This window comes from Shewanella psychromarinicola, from assembly GCF_003855155.1.
GTDB classification, from domain to species: domain Bacteria; phylum Pseudomonadota; class Gammaproteobacteria; order Enterobacterales; family Shewanellaceae; genus Shewanella; species Shewanella psychromarinicola.
The window spans coordinates 3,596,646-3,614,078 of sequence record NZ_CP034073.1 but is presented as its reverse complement, the minus strand read 5'-3'; the positions used below and the strand labels follow the sequence as shown (position 1 = coordinate 3,614,078).

Annotated in this window: 14 protein-coding genes and 1 pseudogene; 4 read left to right on the top strand and 11 right to left on the bottom strand. The window is 42.8% G+C overall.

Annotation, left to right across the window (positions count from 1 at the left end):
* Positions 1-63: 63 nt before the first annotated feature.
* The 9 genes from EGC80_RS15765 to EGC80_RS15725 all read right to left on the bottom strand — a co-directional run bounded on the left by EGC80_RS15765 (position 64) and on the right by EGC80_RS15725 (position 9,924).
* Positions 64-993: an SDR family NAD(P)-dependent oxidoreductase gene (locus tag EGC80_RS15765; protein WP_124013138.1), complete on the bottom strand. Its 930-nt coding sequence runs from the start codon at positions 991-993 to the stop codon at positions 64-66.
* Between the two features lie 106 nt (positions 994-1,099).
* Positions 1,100-1,561, bottom strand: coding sequence for a MaoC family dehydratase (locus EGC80_RS15760; protein ID WP_101031340.1), 462 nt, complete (start codon positions 1,559-1,561; stop codon positions 1,100-1,102).
* 309 nt (positions 1,562-1,870) lie between these two features.
* Positions 1,871-3,676, bottom strand: coding sequence for an acyl-CoA dehydrogenase (locus EGC80_RS15755; RefSeq protein ID WP_101031338.1), 1,806 nt, complete (start codon positions 3,674-3,676; stop codon positions 1,871-1,873).
* A 92-nt stretch (positions 3,677-3,768) separates the two neighbouring features.
* Positions 3,769-4,530, bottom strand: a complete 762-nt coding sequence (locus tag EGC80_RS15750) for an SDR family NAD(P)-dependent oxidoreductase (protein ID WP_101031336.1) — start codon at positions 4,528-4,530, stop codon at positions 3,769-3,771.
* Between the two features lie 56 nt (positions 4,531-4,586).
* On the bottom strand, positions 4,587-5,636 hold the full coding sequence (locus EGC80_RS15745; protein WP_124013137.1) for a phosphotransferase family protein: 1,050 nt from the start codon (positions 5,634-5,636) through the stop codon (positions 4,587-4,589).
* 124 nt (positions 5,637-5,760) lie between these two features.
* Entirely contained in the window at positions 5,761-6,972 is a 1,212-nt protein-coding gene (locus EGC80_RS15740) for an acyl-CoA dehydrogenase family protein (protein WP_101031332.1), read from the bottom strand.
* 88 nt (positions 6,973-7,060) lie between these two features.
* Complete coding sequence (locus EGC80_RS15735) at positions 7,061-8,185, bottom strand: NADH:flavin oxidoreductase (RefSeq protein ID WP_124013136.1); 1,125 nt, start codon at positions 8,183-8,185, stop codon at positions 7,061-7,063.
* Positions 8,186-8,315: 130 nt separating this feature from the next.
* Positions 8,316-9,086 (bottom strand): SDR family oxidoreductase, encoded by a 771-nt coding sequence (locus EGC80_RS15730; RefSeq protein ID WP_101031328.1) that lies wholly within the window; start codon positions 9,084-9,086, stop codon positions 8,316-8,318.
* Between the two features lie 103 nt (positions 9,087-9,189).
* Entirely contained in the window at positions 9,190-9,924 is a 735-nt protein-coding gene (locus EGC80_RS15725) for a histidine phosphatase family protein (RefSeq protein ID WP_124013135.1), read from the bottom strand.
* 296 nt (positions 9,925-10,220) lie between these two features.
* Between EGC80_RS15725 and EGC80_RS15720 the strand changes: the two genes are divergently transcribed.
* A complete protein-coding gene (locus EGC80_RS15720; RefSeq protein ID WP_101031324.1) occupies positions 10,221-11,135 on the top strand; it encodes a LysR family transcriptional regulator in 915 nt (304 codons plus the stop codon).
* Positions 11,136-11,279: 144 nt separating this feature from the next.
* Here EGC80_RS15720 and EGC80_RS15715 read toward each other — a convergent pair whose 3' ends face one another.
* On the bottom strand, positions 11,280-12,170 hold the full coding sequence (locus tag EGC80_RS15715; protein WP_124013134.1) for a dienelactone hydrolase family protein: 891 nt from the start codon (positions 12,168-12,170) through the stop codon (positions 11,280-11,282).
* Between the two features lie 104 nt (positions 12,171-12,274).
* Positions 12,275-13,222, bottom strand: a pseudogene (locus tag EGC80_RS15710) (helix-turn-helix domain-containing protein).
* Positions 13,223-13,444: 222 nt separating this feature from the next.
* Between EGC80_RS15710 and EGC80_RS15705 the strand changes: the two are divergent.
* The 3 genes from EGC80_RS15705 to eat all read left to right on the top strand — a co-directional run bounded on the left by EGC80_RS15705 (position 13,445) and on the right by eat (position 17,275).
* Complete coding sequence (locus tag EGC80_RS15705; RefSeq protein ID WP_124013133.1) at positions 13,445-14,848, top strand: ethanolamine ammonia-lyase subunit EutB; 1,404 nt, start codon at positions 13,445-13,447, stop codon at positions 14,846-14,848.
* Positions 14,848-15,741 carry an ethanolamine ammonia-lyase subunit EutC gene (gene eutC / locus EGC80_RS15700; protein WP_101031318.1) on the top strand — a complete coding sequence of 298 codons (894 nt, stop codon included), beginning with the start codon at positions 14,848-14,850 and terminating at the stop codon, positions 15,739-15,741. The genes EGC80_RS15705 and eutC overlap by 1 nt, the downstream gene beginning before the upstream one ends.
* Positions 15,742-15,871: 130 nt before the next feature.
* Positions 15,872-17,275, top strand: a complete 1,404-nt coding sequence (eat, locus tag EGC80_RS15695; RefSeq protein WP_124013132.1) for an ethanolamine permease — start codon at positions 15,872-15,874, stop codon at positions 17,273-17,275.
* Positions 17,276-17,433 lie beyond the last annotated feature (158 nt).

Sequence of the window (17,433 nt, the reverse complement as noted above, 5' to 3'; positions counted from 1 at the left end):
GGTGCTGTTATTAGCCATGATTATTCAAGTCATGACTCGCGTAATGATTGCCGCACTAGGCTATTACTGTTGAGACTGCTGTTGAGACTTCATAAACGCCATTGCCTTCATCACAAACTTCTCACCTTGCTTGGCACCCGACAGTAACGATTGTTGATTCTCTTGAGCCGTGAGTAACGCCCAGTTTTGACGCACGGTTTCTGGGTTTTGCGATGTTTTAGGAATAAAACAGCCTTCTGTTTCAAAGATACAGGCACTCGAATAGCCACCGGCTCCGGCACATAAAATAAACCGATTTGGCGCGTCTTCATCGCACAAGGTCAGCATGCCTGCCGTTACCGCTTCGGGGGAAAACGCCTTAACTATTTCTTCTGGCATTAAATCTTCAGTCATCCGTGTACCAGCCGTTGGCGCAAGCGCATTGATGTTGATATTATTTTTTGCACCTTCAAGCACTAAGGTATTCATTAGCCCAATGACGGCCATTTTAGCGGCTCCGTAATTTGCCTGACCAAAGTTACCGTACATGCCACTCGATGACGTTGTCATGACGATACGGCCGTAGTTTTGTTGTTTCATGATTTCCCACACCGCTTTGGTGCAGTTAACAGAACCCATAACATGCACGTCCATGACCAATTTAAAGTCATCTAAAGTCATTTTTGAAAATGACTTATCCCGCAAAATACCTGCGTTGTTAATCAGAATGTCGACTCGACCCCATTTATCCATGGTTTGTTGCACCATGTCTTGTACTTCGTCAAAATTGGCTACGTTAGCGCCATGGCTAATCGCTTCGCCGCCCATCTCTTCAATTAACTGCACCACTTCTTGTGACGCCGCTGAAGATGCGCCGCTGCCATCACGAGCACCGCCTAAGTCGTTAACCACTACTTTGGCACCGCGTCTGGCCAATTCCAATGCATGTGAGCGGCCTAAACCGTTACCGGCACCCGTTACAATAGCCACTTTTCCTGCAAAACTAATTGTCATGTTTTTACCTTAACTGTTTATTATTATTGTTTATTTTATGCGTCAGACTTTTACTTAACCATCATTTTAGAAGCATCATTTTTAAAGCATCACTTCTAAAGCATCACTATTTAACCATTTGCACCGATATCCACTCGGCAACCAATGCCGGTGTATCGCAGCCTTCTATTTCAATGGTCACTTCGGTCGATAGTCTAAATTGCCCTGGTTTTTTTTCTGCTATTGAAAGGGTTTTAGCATGCGCTCTAATGCGGCTATTGACGGTAACAGGTTGCAAAAATCGTACTTTATCGAAACCGGCATTTAGCCCCATATAGAAGCCATCGATAATGACGCTAAAATTTTCAGCAAAATGCGACAGCATAGATAACGATAAAAAACCGTGGGCGATGGTTGAACCAAAAGGGGTTGCTTTGGCTTTCTCAACATCTACGTGAATAAATTGATGATCCAGAGTGCAGTCAGCAAATTGATTAATTTGCTCTTGGGTAATTTGGTGCCAACCTGTTGGCTCAGCTTGATAGCCAATATAGTTGGCAATGTCATTTCGATTAATTACTGTCGGCATTATTCCCTTTCCTTTTGTACTTTCGCGGTACAATCCATGAATAAAATTTAAGCGATATCTCATGCTAGTTGGGGTAGGTAAATTAAACAAATGAATAGTTTTAATACCAAGCTATTCACAGGATGAATAGCTTGGTGATGTAGAGGATGCAAACGTGACAAAATAAAATGAGGAAGTCACAAACAAAAAAACATTACCCATGGCGCGGTAATGTTTTTTGTAAACTCGATTTTATAAAACGCCACTGCGCATTAATGGCATAAATCTGCAGTCGTATCGCATTAATTAGACATCAAATTAAAACCTAAATTAAAACCAGTCAGGCTGCATATCAAAGCTGGTGCTGTCAGTATTGATCAGTAAATTTGACCATACGCTAATTTCAGGCAATTCAAATCGATAAAAATACTGACAAGCCTGCAATTTGCCTTGATAAAAATGCATATCGGCTTGGTGCGGTTGTTCGGCTATCGCTTTAGTCGCAACAATACTTTGCTTAAGCCATAACCAAGCAATAATCACGTGACCAAATAACTCTAAGTATTTGACTGAATTTGCTAAGGCTAAATCAATATTTTTAGTCGACATCGCGCTTAACACCGCTTGCGTTGTCACACTTAACGTATCAAGCGCTTGGCTTAATTGTGAAGAAAACTCGTTTAAGCTTGGGTATTGTTTTGCGTATTCAATCGTTTTAACCATTTCAGCTAACGTAGCCTTATAGCCTTGCATGTTATTCATCGGCACTTTACGAGTGATCAAATCTAATGATTGGATCCCGGTAGTGCCTTCATGAATAGGGTTTAAGCGATTATCACGATAGAACATTTCAACCGGATGCTCGTTTATATAACCATGGCCGCCCATGACTTGAATCGCAAGGGAGTTCGCTTTGGGGCCATATTCTGATGGCCATGTTTTAATGATGGGCGTTAAAAAGTCCAACAATGTATGTGCATATTGGCGTTGCTCGGCTGTGGCTGAGGTATGTGAATCATCACTTAATTGAGTACCGTACAGCACTAGAGCCATTGCCCCTTCTGCATAGGATTTTTGGGCTAATAGCATACGTTTTACATCCGCATGTTCAATGATGTTTACCATAGGAGATTGTGGATCTTTACACGATGGTAATCGACCTTGAGGACGGTTTTTAGCGTAGTCCACTGAATATTGATATCCGGCAACCGCGAGCACTGCGCCACTGGTGCCGACCATAATGCGGGCTTCGTTCATCATGTGGAACATGTATTTTAAACCACAGTGTTCTTCACCGACTAAATAGCCAATTGCTCCATTTTTCTCACCAAAACTCAGTGCTGTAGACGTTTGTGCTCGGCCACCCATTTTATGAAACAAGCCTGCCAGCGCCACTTCATTGTCATCGCCCAGCGACCCATCATCATTAAGCAAAAACTTAGGCACAACAAATAACGAAATCCCTTTAACACCTTTGGGAGCACCCTGAATTCTGGCAAGGACTAAATGGACAATGTTCTCGCTTAAATCATGATCGCCGCCTGAAATATAGATTTTACTGCCGCTAATGCGATAGGTGCCATTCTCAGCTTTTACCGCTTTTGTGGTTAAATCGCCTAAAGCGGAACCACTGCCAGGTTCAGTCATGGCCATGGTGCCCATAAACCGACCTTCTCGCATCGGTTTCACCCAGGTTTCAATCAGCTCAGCACTGCCGTGGGCTTGGAGTAAATTGGCATTAGCCGTGGTCAACATGTTATAGCCCATGCCTACGCCACCGGCGACGCTAAGATACGAACCCGCGGCACTGGCAATAATAGGTGGCAGTTGCATGCCTCCTAAATCATAATCTGCAGTTGCAGCACCAATCCCAGACTCGTTTACCGCGTCGATGGCTGTTTTAAGCTCAGGGATGATATGCACTTTTTTACCATCAAAAGTGGGTTGTTCAATATCCAATTTGCGACGGATCGGAAGAAAATATTTTTCTGCAATCGTTTTGGCGGTATTAACCACTTCATTAAAGGTTTGGCGGTCATGATCTTGATAACGCTCTCTGCTGGTTAATGCTTCACTATCAAACAGTTCGTAAAGCATAAATTCAAGATCACGTTGATTCATTAACGTTGCAGGCATAATTTTCTCTTCTTATCTTGTTTTATAACTAAGTAACTGAGCAAATCACTGAGCAGGTTACTTTGATGGCAGTATGATGCCCGCAGGCAAGGTTAAAACGCTGACACGCCACCATCTACCGCAATACATTGGCCCGTCATATAGGTATTTGCAGGTGACAACATCATCAGCATCACAGCAACGATTTCTTTAGGTTCACCCAGGCGGTTCATTGGAGCTCCACGGGCCATTTTCTTTTGTTTTTCTTCGTCAGCAAAATTGGTGACCATAGGGGTAAGAGTAAAAAATGGGCAAATTGCATTAATACGAATATTGTCGCGACCGTACTCCACAGCGCCTGTTTTGGTTAAGCCAATCACAGCGTGTTTAGCCATAGAATAAGCGCTGCCTCGAGCTGCGCCACCTAGACCCGCCATCGAACTAACATTGAGAATGGCTCCCTGGCCTTGTTTGAGCATTTGCTGTATTTGATGACGCATGCCAAATTGGACACCTTTCACATTGACAGCAAACTGGCTGTCCATAATAGATTCATCAATCTCATGAAACGGCTTAAACTCATGGGCAATACCGGCATTGTTAACCCCAATATCAACTCGACCAAAATGTTTAATCGCAGTCTCAACCATGGCTTTGCATGACGCATCTTTAGACACATCACATTTCATCGCGATCACGTCGGCACCACTAGAGGCAATATCGTCCGCTACCTTGTTTACACCCGCTTCGTTAATGTCGCTAATCACTAATTTAGCGCCACGTTTGGCTAACTCTTCAGCCAGTAACTTACCAAAACCTTGAGCCGCGCCAGTAATAACGGCAACCTTACCGGTAAAGTCTAATAATGGATCCATGCGAGTAACTCCTGTAATTGATGGTCTTTTCTATGTTGATTTTTGTTTTGTTTTGTTTATTGAGTAACTCTCTTTATCTCTTTAGCAATGACCTCTAAGGCCATTTTTGCCAGTGGTTCGACAAACGAGCCCACTTTATTGGCATGTTCATTAGACGCGTTGCCTTCGGTGGCACGTTTAGCCACTCCTTGGGCGATAGCCGCTAAACGGAAGAAACTAAAAGCCAAATAAAACACCCAGTTTTCAATGTGCACTATTCCCATTCGTTGGCAATACAGAGCGACATATTCCGCTTCTGTTGGGATGCCTAAGCTGGCGCGGTCAATATCTTGTAAACCGTCAATACTGCCCATACCTGCTGGCATACGTAACTGCATACATTGATACGCTAAATCAGCAAATGGATGACCTAGTGTCGATAGTTCCCAATCCAGTAATGCGATAATATCGGGGCTATCTTTAGCAAACATCATATTGTCTAAGCGAAAATCGCCATGGACTAAACAAACACGGCCATCATCTTCCGGTACATGTTGTTCAAGCCATTGGCTCAGTTCATCCATCGCGGCAATTTTTTTCAGTTCTGTCACACGGTATTGTGATGTCCAGCGCGTGAGTTGACGCTCAAAGTAGTTACCTGCTTTGCCGTAATCGGATAATCCAACCGCATCTACATCAACACTGTGCAAAGCAACCAGTACTTTATTCATTGCGTCATACATGGCTGAGCGTTGCTCATTGGTGTCAATCTCAGCTAATGATGCGCTCCAATAAACTGTGCCATCACAAAATTGCATCAGATAAAACATTGAACCGATAATGCTGCTGTCTTCACACAGGTGAAATACTTTTGCAACCGGCACGTTGCTGTCTTTTAAGGCATTTAATACACGATATTCACGATCTACAGCATGAGCTGACTTTAATAATTTCCCCGACGGTTGGCGGCGAAGCACATACACACCCGATGCTGAGGTGACTTTAAACGTTGGGTTTGATTGACCACCGGCAAATTTCTCAAGGGTGATTGGCCCTCTAAAGCCATCAACATGGGCTTCTAGATAAGCAGTAAGCTGTTCATTATTAACGGGAGATTCTTGTGCCATTTAGCAATACTCTTTTTTGTGTAATTTAAGTGGCCAGTATGAGCTATCAACATTATAAACAGCAGGTTGAAATAAGTTCCAACCTGCTGCAAAACTGATCCTGAAAGATCAACAGGCCTTAATACTAGTTAGCTATTTTTTTAACTAAATCACGCCCAAGTTGCATCATATGCACTTGATCAGGACCATCGGCTAAACGCAAAGTACGCTGCCCAGCCCATGCATGCGCTAAGAAGGTATCTTGACTCACGCCCACTGCGCCATGGCATTGAATGGCGCGGTCTATCACATCAAGTGACATACTTGGGGCGACAATTTTAATCATCGCAATTAACTCTTTGGCGGCTTTATTACCTTCGGTGTCCATTTTTTGCGCCGCTTTTAATGTCATTAAACGCGCTTGTTCAATTTGGCAAGCCGACTTAGCAATATCTTCACGTACCGATTGTTGTTTGATCATCGGCTGACCAAACACAATGCGCTGGCTAACCCGTTGACACATTAAATCTAGCGCACGTTGCGCGACTCCGACTGAACGCATGCAGTGATGTATACGCCCAGGCCCAAGACGACCTTGAGCAATTTCAAAGCCTTTACCTTCACCCGCAATAATGTTTTCAACAGGTACCCGCACATTGTCAAAAATAACATCGCCGTGCCCTTCTGGAGAATCGTCATAACCGAACACTTTCATCGGTCTAACCAAGGTCACACCAGGGGCGTTCATCGGCACAAGCACTTGTGATTGCTGTATATAACGGTTGCTGTTTCCAGGATCCGTTTTGCCCATCACAATCATAATTTCGCATTGTTTGCGACACGCACCACTAATGTAAAATTTGCGACCATTAATGACATATTCATCACCATCACGTTCAATGCGTAATTCGATATTAGTGGCATCACTTGAGGCGACGTCAGGTTCGGTCATTGCAAACGCTGAACGTATTTTGCCGTCAAGCAACGGCTCTAACCATTGCTTTTTCTGCGCCTCGTTACCGTATTTAGCTAATACTTCCATATTGCCCGTATCAGGTGCCGCGCAGTTAAACACTTCTGGCGCCCACATCACTTTACCCATAATTTCAGCAAGGGGGGCATATTCTAAATTAGTTAAACCAGCACTGTATTTGCCGTACGCGACCGGTAAAAATAAATTCCATAAACCTTCTGCTTTCGCTTTGGCTTTAAGTTGTTCCATTAACGGTGGCGTTGACCATGGCTCGAGTTGTACTTGTTTATGCATTTCTTCCTCTACAGGAAATACATGCAAATCCATAAAGTCGTTGACTCGTTTGATTAACGCTTGAACTTTTTCACTGTATTCAAAATTCATTTTCTATCCTTATAAGATGTCATTACGGCGTTAACTCGTGCTGGAGTTTGACTGACACTTTGTGTTTAAGACATTAAGTCAACTGACTCTAACTAAGAGACATTAATGACTTTTTATTAAAAGGTTTGATCTCATTAATGGCATGGTTCTTAATTTTATTAACCCACTGCGGATCAACTAATAACGCACGGCCAATACCCACTAAATCAAATTCGTCATTGTTTAAACGGACTAATAACTCGTCAATACCGGTAGGATTCGACGTGCCTGATAAATCAGCATTACCCTCTCCAATAAAATCAGCATCTAAGCCCACATTACCGACAGTGATCACCGGCTTGTTGGTGAGTTTTTTAGTCCAACCGGCAAGACCAAGGTCAGAACCTTCAAATTCGGCTATCCAAAAACGACGCGTGCTGGCGTGAAAAACGTCAACGCCAGCATCACTTAATAAGCCTAAGAAAGTACATAACTCTGCAGGTGTTTGACAAAGCTTGGCGCTGTAATCTTGTTGTTTCCACTGTGAAAAACGGAAGATAATGGTTAAGTCGTCACCCACGGCTGCGCGGATTGCTTTGACAATTTCAACCCCAAAGCGGGTACGATTCTCTAACGAGCCACCATAGTGATCTTCTCGTTGATTTGTCCCTTCCCAAAAAAACTGATCGACCAAATAACCATGGGCGCCGTGAACTTCAATGGCGTCAAAACCAATATTTTTGGCATCAAGTGCAGCTTGGGCAAATGAAGCGACAACCTCATTAATATCGTATTGCGTCATCGCGACACCATTTTTAGCACCAGGCTTGTACAAACCTGAAGGGCTATACGCTGGCGCTTCTTTGTCTGGGCCGATGCCGACTTTCCTCACTGAACCCACATGCCAAAGTTGTGGTGCAATTTTGCCACCGGCTGCATGCACTTCATCAACAACATGTTTCCAACCCGCTAAGGCTTGGTCACCATAAATAGCAGGCACATTCTCGTAACCATTAGCACCTTTATGGGAAATAAAGGTCCCTTCAGTGATAATTAATCCAACATCACCTTCAGCGCGTCGACGGTAATAGGCCGCAACCTCATCATTGGGGATATAATTTGGCGAAAATGCCCGCGTCATCGGTGCCATTACGGTTTTATTTTTTAATGACAACGATTTAGTGATAAAGGGTTCAAATAATTTATTAACACTGGTGTTTTTATCGCTATTCATGATGCTTCCCTAGCTTTTGATTCATTCTTTTGTTGTTGTTATTATTAGATTAGCTATTATTTTATTCTGCTTATTAACTATTGATTTAGTTAGCTTTAATTAGCTTTAGCTAGCTTTATCCGTTGACCGATTAACCAATCAAATAACCACCATCAACATTAATGGCGGTACCCGTGGTATAGCTGGATGCATTTGACGCTAAATATAATACTGTGCCGGCCATTTCATCAGGTTGTGCAACACGTTTCATTGGCACGTGGTACATCATTTGTTTAAGAATTGCCGGGTTATCAACTAAGGCTGATGCAAACTTGGTGTCTGTTCCACCGGGCAATAATGCATTTACACGGATGTTAAATTGGGCACATTCTTTAGCAAAAGCTTGAGTCATCGAAATCACAGCAGCTTTAGTGATGGAATAAATACCTTGAAAATCGCCAGGGATAACACCATTAACAGAAGCCACATTAATGATTGAGCCGCCGCCACTATCTTTCATTAATTTTGCGCCTCTGGTCGACATGAAGAAATAACCACGAATATTAACGTCGACGGTTTTTTGAAAGGCGATTAAATCGGTATCGATGATATGACCAAAATACGGATTGGCGGCGGCGTTATTAACTAAAATATCCAGCTTGCCATGTTGTTCAGTTATGGCATCAAAAATGGCATCAATTTGTTCTAATTCGCCAATATGACACGCTATGGCCTGTGCACTGCCGCCTGCTTTTACAATTTCATCAACGACAGCTTGGCAGGCTTCAACTTTTCGACTTGATACAATCACATGCGCACCATACTGAGCTAATACTTTGGCAACACTTTCCCCAATACCACGACTTGCCCCAGTGACTAAAGCGACTTTCCCTGTTAAATCAAATAGATTGCCATTATTCATGTTATTTCCTTATTATTATTGGGTTAATTGTTGTACTAAGTTAATTAGTTAAGTCGCATATTTTCAGACCGCAACTGGATATGACCCTAATCTGTATTCAACATTACTTAAAGGTTATCCAATCATCGCCCGCCTGCTCTAAATGACTATAGTTATTGAAATAATCCACACTCAGCATGTTTTCTGAAAACAACAGTTTAGTCACACTGGTATTTCTGGTCTGTTGATTAATCGCTAATGTTTGTTGATCGGTTAATTTCAATATGTGTTGAATGATGACTGAAATCGTACCGCCTGAAGTAAACACTAAAATGTCTTTTGATTTTTTAGTGCCACTTACTACGGCACTAAACTCACGTTTTCTGGCGAGTTCTTGTTCAATGATATTTTGCAGTGCTCGGATACAGCGCGCCTGAAACTGTGGCCAACTTTCTTTATATTCATCATCTTTGTCGCCCGATATCCAGCGATGGAGTGCTTGATAAAACTCTTTTTGCAGCGCTTTGTTTGGCTGGTTTTGTTGATTAATTTCTTGACTCATTTGGGCGAAGTTTTGCCACTGAACATTGTATTTCTGCAAAATGTCGACATGATCAAATTCGTTGAAACCCGAGTGGATAACCATCGGTGTTGTTGGCCCTTGATAGCTATTGACAAAGTTGGTTAATGTTTGGCCGTGACGCAATAAATCACCACAATAAAACTTGCTGGGGGCCACTCTTGAACGCCAATATTCACCTAGTAAGGTCGCTTGTTGGCTACCTTTGTCTGATAATTGATCGTAATCAGTACTACCAAAAGAGGCTTGCCCGTGTCGAATCAAATAAATTGCTGCCATATGGCGCCTCTAACGTAATAAAAATGATGATTCAATTCTAAATAAAGATAACTCACTGTTTAAATGAGTTTTAAATTTAACACTTACAAGCTAAGTAGCCACATCCGCACATGTATTGAATGCATATAACTCTCTTCTCAACATAATTTTGCCCTATGTCGAATCTACTTGACTATGCTAATGCCAACATCTAAATTGAACAAATGAATAGTTCTAATACCCTACTATTTATAATTTTAATAGTGCGAATGGATTGAGGTGGTCTCAACATTCATCATGAGATCACAGGAGTGAGCATGAAAATTGATTTGAATTTGTTTGTGGTTTTCGATGCAATATATTGCGAAGGAAATATCACTAAAGCGGCTTCGGTATTAAATTTATCGCAACCTGCGGTGAGCCATTCATTAGGAAAATTGCGTACCCATTTTGACGATGCATTGTTCATCAGACAAGGCAATGAAATGAGGCCAACCCCTGTGGCTAAAAACGTCATTGATGATGTTCGAGAAGCATTACATCAATTGCAAGTTTGCTTAGTACAATCAAGACAATTTGAACCATTAACCTCACGAAAAAGCTTTTCACTGTCATTACATGGTTCTTTAGAACCCTACTATTTACCGATACTGCAACAAAGCTTATCGCTAGAATCACCGGCAATAAATTTACGCAGTAATAAAAGGGTAAGACGAACGGAACTGGAAAATAAATTAGCCAGTGGTGACATTGATTTGGCCATTGATACCTTGATCCCTGTCAGCAATAATATTTTACATACGCAATTAGAAGTAGACCAACTGGTTGTTATTTCACGTAAGAACCACCCCGCTATTGCTGAAAAACTCGATTTAAAAACATACTTGCACCTCGAACATATATTAGTGTCGTCTAGATCGATCGGCCCGGGATTGGAAGACTTTGAGCTCTCTCGCATAGGCTTACACCGTAAAATATCATTACGCTGTCAGCATGCCCTATCTGCGTGTAGAGTGATCTTAAATAACGATATGTTACTGACGTTGCCGAAAACTGCCGCCGCAATGTACAGTCAGATGCTCGATATTGCCATTCACCCAATGCCGGTGGCATTACCCGATATTGGGGTCCATTTATATTGGCATGTTAATGTCGACAAAGAACCCGCGAATAAATGGCTTAGAAACAAAATGATTATTGCAGCATCAAACACCAAAATTACCATTACATAATAGACAATAATAAATGTTTATATTTACCACTAAAGCCTTGATAATTAAACGTTATTTATTATATACAGATAAGAAATCCTATCATCAAGGTCAATAAAACAATAATAGTCTTTTGACCTTTATGACCTTATCTGCAATGAGGCATTAACTGATGTGTTGATTAAAAAAAGCTAACGTCCGTTGCCACGCAAGCTCAGCGTTAACTTCATCATATCGGCCAGTAGAATCATTATGAAATCCATGATTAGCATTTTTATACATGTGCATTTGATACGGCACATTAAAGGCTATTAAATCTTGTTCATATTCAGGCCAAGTATTGTTGACTCTTTCATCTAACTCAGCAAGTTGAATTAACAAGGGTGCCTTAATATTGTGTCTTAATGCTTTCGCCGCTGGCGTGCCGTAAAAAGGAACCCCAGCTTGGATCAAGTTAGCGTCAACCGCTGCTAAAAAATTTACGATATAACCGCCAAAGCAAAAACCAACCGCACCGAGCTTGCCATTACTTTGTTTATGCGCCTTTAAAAATTGTCCTGCGGCAACAAAGTCTTGCTCGATCTTACTTCTGTCTAACGAGCTTTGCATCTGACGCCCTTCATCATCGTTACCAGGGTATCCACCCAGTGAAAACAAAGCATCGGGCGCAAAAGCGATAAAGCCCGCTTTTGCTAAACGTCTGGCAACATCTTTAATGTATGGGTTTAAGCCGCGGTTTTCATGGATCACTAACACAACCGGCAATAAACCGCTTTTATGTGTTGGTTCGACTAAATACCCTTGGCCTTTGCCATGCCCTAATGGTGAATCAAATTGGGCGTAAGTGGCTTTAATGTCGGCATCGTTAAATGAAATTTGTTCAGCTTGAGCGTAATTGGGCAGTAAAGCAGATGTTAGCACCGTCATCGAATAACCCAGTGCGACAAGTGACCCCAACTTAGTGATAAACGTGCGACGATCCATTTCGCCATGAGCATATGAGTCATACCAATCAAAGGCTTGTTGTGGAATGGCATTGTTTAATTTTTGCTGCATGTGAGTTCCCTCTTCGGTTAATGTTTTGTCAATAATGTATCTTAGTCGATGATGATCCATTCATCACCTTAGTAAGCGCTATACGCCTCACTAACCGATTAGGTTCATATGCAACGTTTAAGGGTATGCGACGGATTTTCACCAAATAGTTGGGTGTAATCTTTGGTGAATTGCCCTGGGTGCCAAAAGCCCCAATTAGCCGCAATCACCGCAATGGGAGTCTCTTGCCCTGGTTGTTTCAGCTCTCGGCGCACATTATTTAAACGGGTTAAGCGTAAAAAACGCAATGGATTAATGCCTAAAATACTCTCAAAACTGTACTGTAAGGTGCGGCGGCTGACAAAAGTGAGCTCACAGAGCTAGGTTATGGTCACCGCTTGTTGCGGATGGTCATCAATAAAGGCTTTGACTTTTTCAACCACGGCCAGACGATGTTGATAACTCGGCGCCACGGTTTGTGTTGACGATTGTTGGCTTAATAAGTTAAGAGTTAATGTGCTTAACATGTCTTGCTGTAACTCAATGGGTAAACCTAGTTCGCTGTAATTCATAATTTTTTCAATCATCAAACGAGTTTGATTAAGTAATATTGGGTTACAAGCAATTCGTTCTGCCCCACGCGTCGACATGTTTTTCAACGACAGCCCTTGTATATCCGCCATGGTGTATAAAGTGTGTTGATTAATCACCACGCCATAAATCGTAAACTGCTCTGGGGTGATGAGCTCAAAATCACAATCACTATTTCGACACATCAACTGATGAGTCTCCACTTGTAAGCCATTTATTTTACTTTGTGCTGAACTACGCGGAATGCCCAACCAAATAGAATTGGGGGCTATATGACACTGCTGCCTTAATGCCCGCTGAGTAAATTCTTTGAATAAATGCGCGTCTGGATAATCAAGGCCCTCAATACAACCGTAAAAACTGCCATTACTGATCTGATCATATACTTGCTGCCATTGGGTTAAATTATGCGCTTGCTCATCGATGTCATTAGTGTGCACTACGCTCTTTTGTGGTGCGCGCTGATTAATATGGTGCTTCATCTGTCGCCCCTTTTCGCAATGAATTCGCTATCCCCACACAAGATCTGCAATAAAAAATATTTTACCTTGCTGATATAGTTAGTAAAAAATGACTTTGCCAAAACTTGATAGTCACTTGGTACAAATTAAGCTTTGTTAACGATATATGAAATTAATTTATCACTTAGCAAACAGCAAAACCTGTACCAAGGTTTTTACTTCGGTGATGTATGAGGTCAATTCATGAGTCAATCGTATCGCTACATTTTAGGTAGCCAAACATACCAATTTAAAAGTCTGGCCGAGTTAATGGCGAAAGCGACGCCACAACGTTCGGGCGATCGCTTAGCGGGAGTCATTGCACAATCAGCGCGCGAGCGGGCCGTAGCTCAAATGACACTTGCAGATGTGCCATTGAAAACCTTCCTCAATGAAGCGCTTATTCCCTATGAAACAGATGAAGTGACTCGGTTAATTTTCGACGAACATGATACTCAGGCATTTGCTTATATTAGCCATTTAACCGTAGGGGATTTTCGTAATTGGCTGTTAAGTGACTACGCAACACCACAGGTATTAGCCGCAGTAAAAATGGGCATAACCCCAGAAATGGCTGCCGCTGTCAGTAAAATAATGCGCAATCAAGATCTTATTCTTGTGGCTAAAAAATGCCATGTTACCACCGCGTTCAGAAATACCATTGGCTTACCCGGCCACTTATCGACCCGATTACAACCTAACCACCCTACCGACGATGTTAACGGTATCGCAGCTTCGATACTTGACGGTTTGTTGTATGGCAATGGCGACGCCGTTATTGGCATCAACCCTGCTACAGACAACGTTGCACAAGCCATTAAACTGATGAAATTAATGGATGACGTGATCCAAAAATATCAAATACCAACCCAAAGCTGTGTGCTAACTCATGTGACCAACACCATTGAATGTATTGAAGCAGGTGCACCGGTCGATTTGGTGTTTCAATCTATTGGTGGAACAGAAGCCACCAATAGCAGTTTCGGTTTTAATTTAAATACCTTAGCAGAGGCCCAAGATGCGGCATTAAGCCTAAATAGAGGCTCCGTTGGCAATAACGTGATGTATTTTGAAACGGGCCAAGGCAGCTCGTTGTCGGCCAATGCACATCATGGATTAGATCAACAAACCTGTGAAGCCAGAGCCTATGCCGTCGCACGCAAGTTTAATCCATTACTGGTCAACACAGTTGTTGGCTTTATTGGTCCTGAATATTTATTTGATGGTAAAGAAATTACCCGGGCAGGACTTGAAGATCATTTCTGCGCCAAGTTACTCGGTGTGCCAATGGGCTGTGATGTTTGCTACACCAACCATGCCGAAGCCGACCAAAACGACATGGACAATCTACTCACCTTGTTAGGCGTTGCAGGATGTTCGTTTGTAATGGGGATCCCCGGCTCAGATGACATCATGCTTAATTATCAAACCACATCATTTCATGATGCTTTATATGTCCGCCGAGTATTGGGTTCCCGTCCGGCCCCCGAGTTTGAGCAGTGGCTAACAAAAATGAACATCATGAAAAATAGCACTGATTGTGTGTTATCGAGCACGCTACCGAGCGCATTTTCTAAGCCATTGTATGCACTGCAAGGAGGCCGCTAATGAGCACACCTTGTGTAAAACAGACCAATAATGCCGTCGGTGCAGCCCTATCACATCTCGCTAATGGCACTGTGGTGTCCAATCCATGGCGCGATCTTCGCCGTTTTACCGATGCCCGCATAGGCCTTGGCAGAGCGGGCATTAGTCTACCCACATCTGAGTTGTTAGCGTTTCAATTGTCTCATGCGCAAGCACGCGACGCGGTAAACTTTCCGCTCGACATTGATGCACTGGTTGAGCAACTAGCCAGTATCCCATCACTGATTAACCTTGCCACGCCCATAAAGGTCAGCAGTCAGGCAAAAGACCGCATTACCTATTTACAACGCCCAGATCTTGGCAGAAAACTCGCCGACAGTGGTCGCAAAACGTTGTTAACCCACATGGATAACCAAGGTCAAGCGACCCACAGCCAATACGATCTCGCCATTGTGGTGGTCGATGGTTTGTCATCACTGGCGGTACAGAATAATGCCCAACCATTTATAACCGAGTTATTAACGCTGCTTAATCAGCAAGACACACCATGGAAAATAGCCCCAATAACCTTGGTTGAACAAGGACGTGTCGCCATAGGCGATGATATTGGTCAGCTGCTAAATGCCCAAATTGTGATGGTGCTAATAGGCGAGCGGCCAGGGCTAAGTTCACCTGACAGCCTTGGGTTATATCTTACTTGGGCACCTAAAACAGGACTCAACGATGCGAGTCGAAATTGTATTTCAAACATCCGCCCTGCTGGTTTGCTTTATAGCGAAGCAGCCAAACGTGCGGTTTATCTATTAACACAAGCCCAAAAAATCAAGCTAACGGGAGTCAATTTAAAGGATCGCACTCAAGACGATGTGATTGAACACCATCAACAAACCAAAAACTTTTTAATCGCGGAATAACACATATTAAAACTAAATAACCTCAACTCGGTTTAAGAGATGGGATAAGTAAACCTAATCAGAATATTTTACCTGTTCGATAACCGTTTACTACCCGTGCTGAGGTTAACTACCAACGGAGAAAACAATCATGTCTGAGAACAACAAAGAGTATCTTGCCAAAAGGCAATTAAAAAGCGGCACTGCAGGGTGGGTTTTACTCGCCGGTTTAGGAGTGTCGTACGTTATATCTGGAGACTTCGCCGGGTGGAACTTTGGTATAGCCGAAGCTGGCTGGGGCGGATTTGCCATTGCAGCTGTCTTAATGGCCATCATGTATTTAGCCTTAGTACTGTCTTTAGCTGAAATGTCAGCGGCAATACCTGCTGCAGGCGGCGGTTATAGTTTTGCTCGTCAAGCCATGGGCCCCGCCGGCGGTTATTTAACCGGACTTGCGGTGTTAATTGAATATGCGCTGGCGCCTGCTGCCATTGTGATTTTTATTGGCTCTGCAGTGCAAGAGTTATTGGGGTTTAATGGTCCTTGGGTCTATGCATTATTTTATATCGTTTTTGTGGGTATTCATCTAGCCGGTGTCGGTGAAGCACTTAAAGTAATGATGGTGATCAGCGGGTTAGCTGTATTGGTTATCATTGCGACTGCAGTCGTGCTGATCGGTAACTTTGATGCATCACGCTTATATGATGTTGCAGTGACAGAAGCGGCAGGGGCAAGTGAGTTTTTACCTCTAGGATGGTACGGCGTTTGGGCTGCATTGCCGTTTGCAATGTGGTTATTTTTAGCAGTTGAAGGTGTACCATTAGCAGCAGAAGAAGCGAAAGATCCAGCCAAAGATGTGCCAAAAGGCATTATTGGGGCAATGATATTTTTACTCTTTACTGCACTCTTGGTTGTGGTACTAGTCCCTGGTGCTGGCGGTGCTGCAGCCATGGGTGCCAGTGCGGTACCATTAGTTGATGCACTGAATGCTACCGGTAATCACAGCTTGGCTACCATAGTAAATATTTTAGGTTTGGCAGGTCTAGTTGCTTCATTTTTCTCAATTATTTATGGTTATAGCCGCTTAGTATTTGCGTTATCACGTGCCGGATATTTACCTCGTTCATTATCCATTACGACTTCACGCAAGGTACCTGCGCGCGCATTAATCGTCCCCGCAATATTTGGTTTTATTGCCTCACTGAGTGGCGAAGGTGATTTAATGCTTGCCATGGCCGTTGTCGGTGCCACTGTATCGTATGCATTAATGGCGCTTAGCCACATTTTAGTGCGGTTCAAACAGCCCGATATGCCTCGTCCATACAAAACACCAGGCGGTATTTTTACTTCGGGCATTGCTTTAGTGTTGTCGTTAATTGCACTCACTGGCGTATACGCATTCGATCCACGGGCGTTTCTATTCACTATGGTGTTATTTGCAATTGGTGCAGCCTATTACTTTGGCTATAGCGCCAAGCATTTAGTTGCTAAAAGTGCTAATGAAGAATTTGCCCTGTTGGCTGCGGCAGAATCAGACTTATCAATAGCAAATTAATTAGCCACGGTTACTTTGTAGATAAATGAAAAAGCGATGTTAATCTATAATTAACATCGCTTTTTATATACAGCACCATGCTATAAACGCGCGCCAGACCGCGGTCAAGTGTTATCCCTCAATCGTCAAAAGAGTCATGTTCTTCATCACTATTTAAC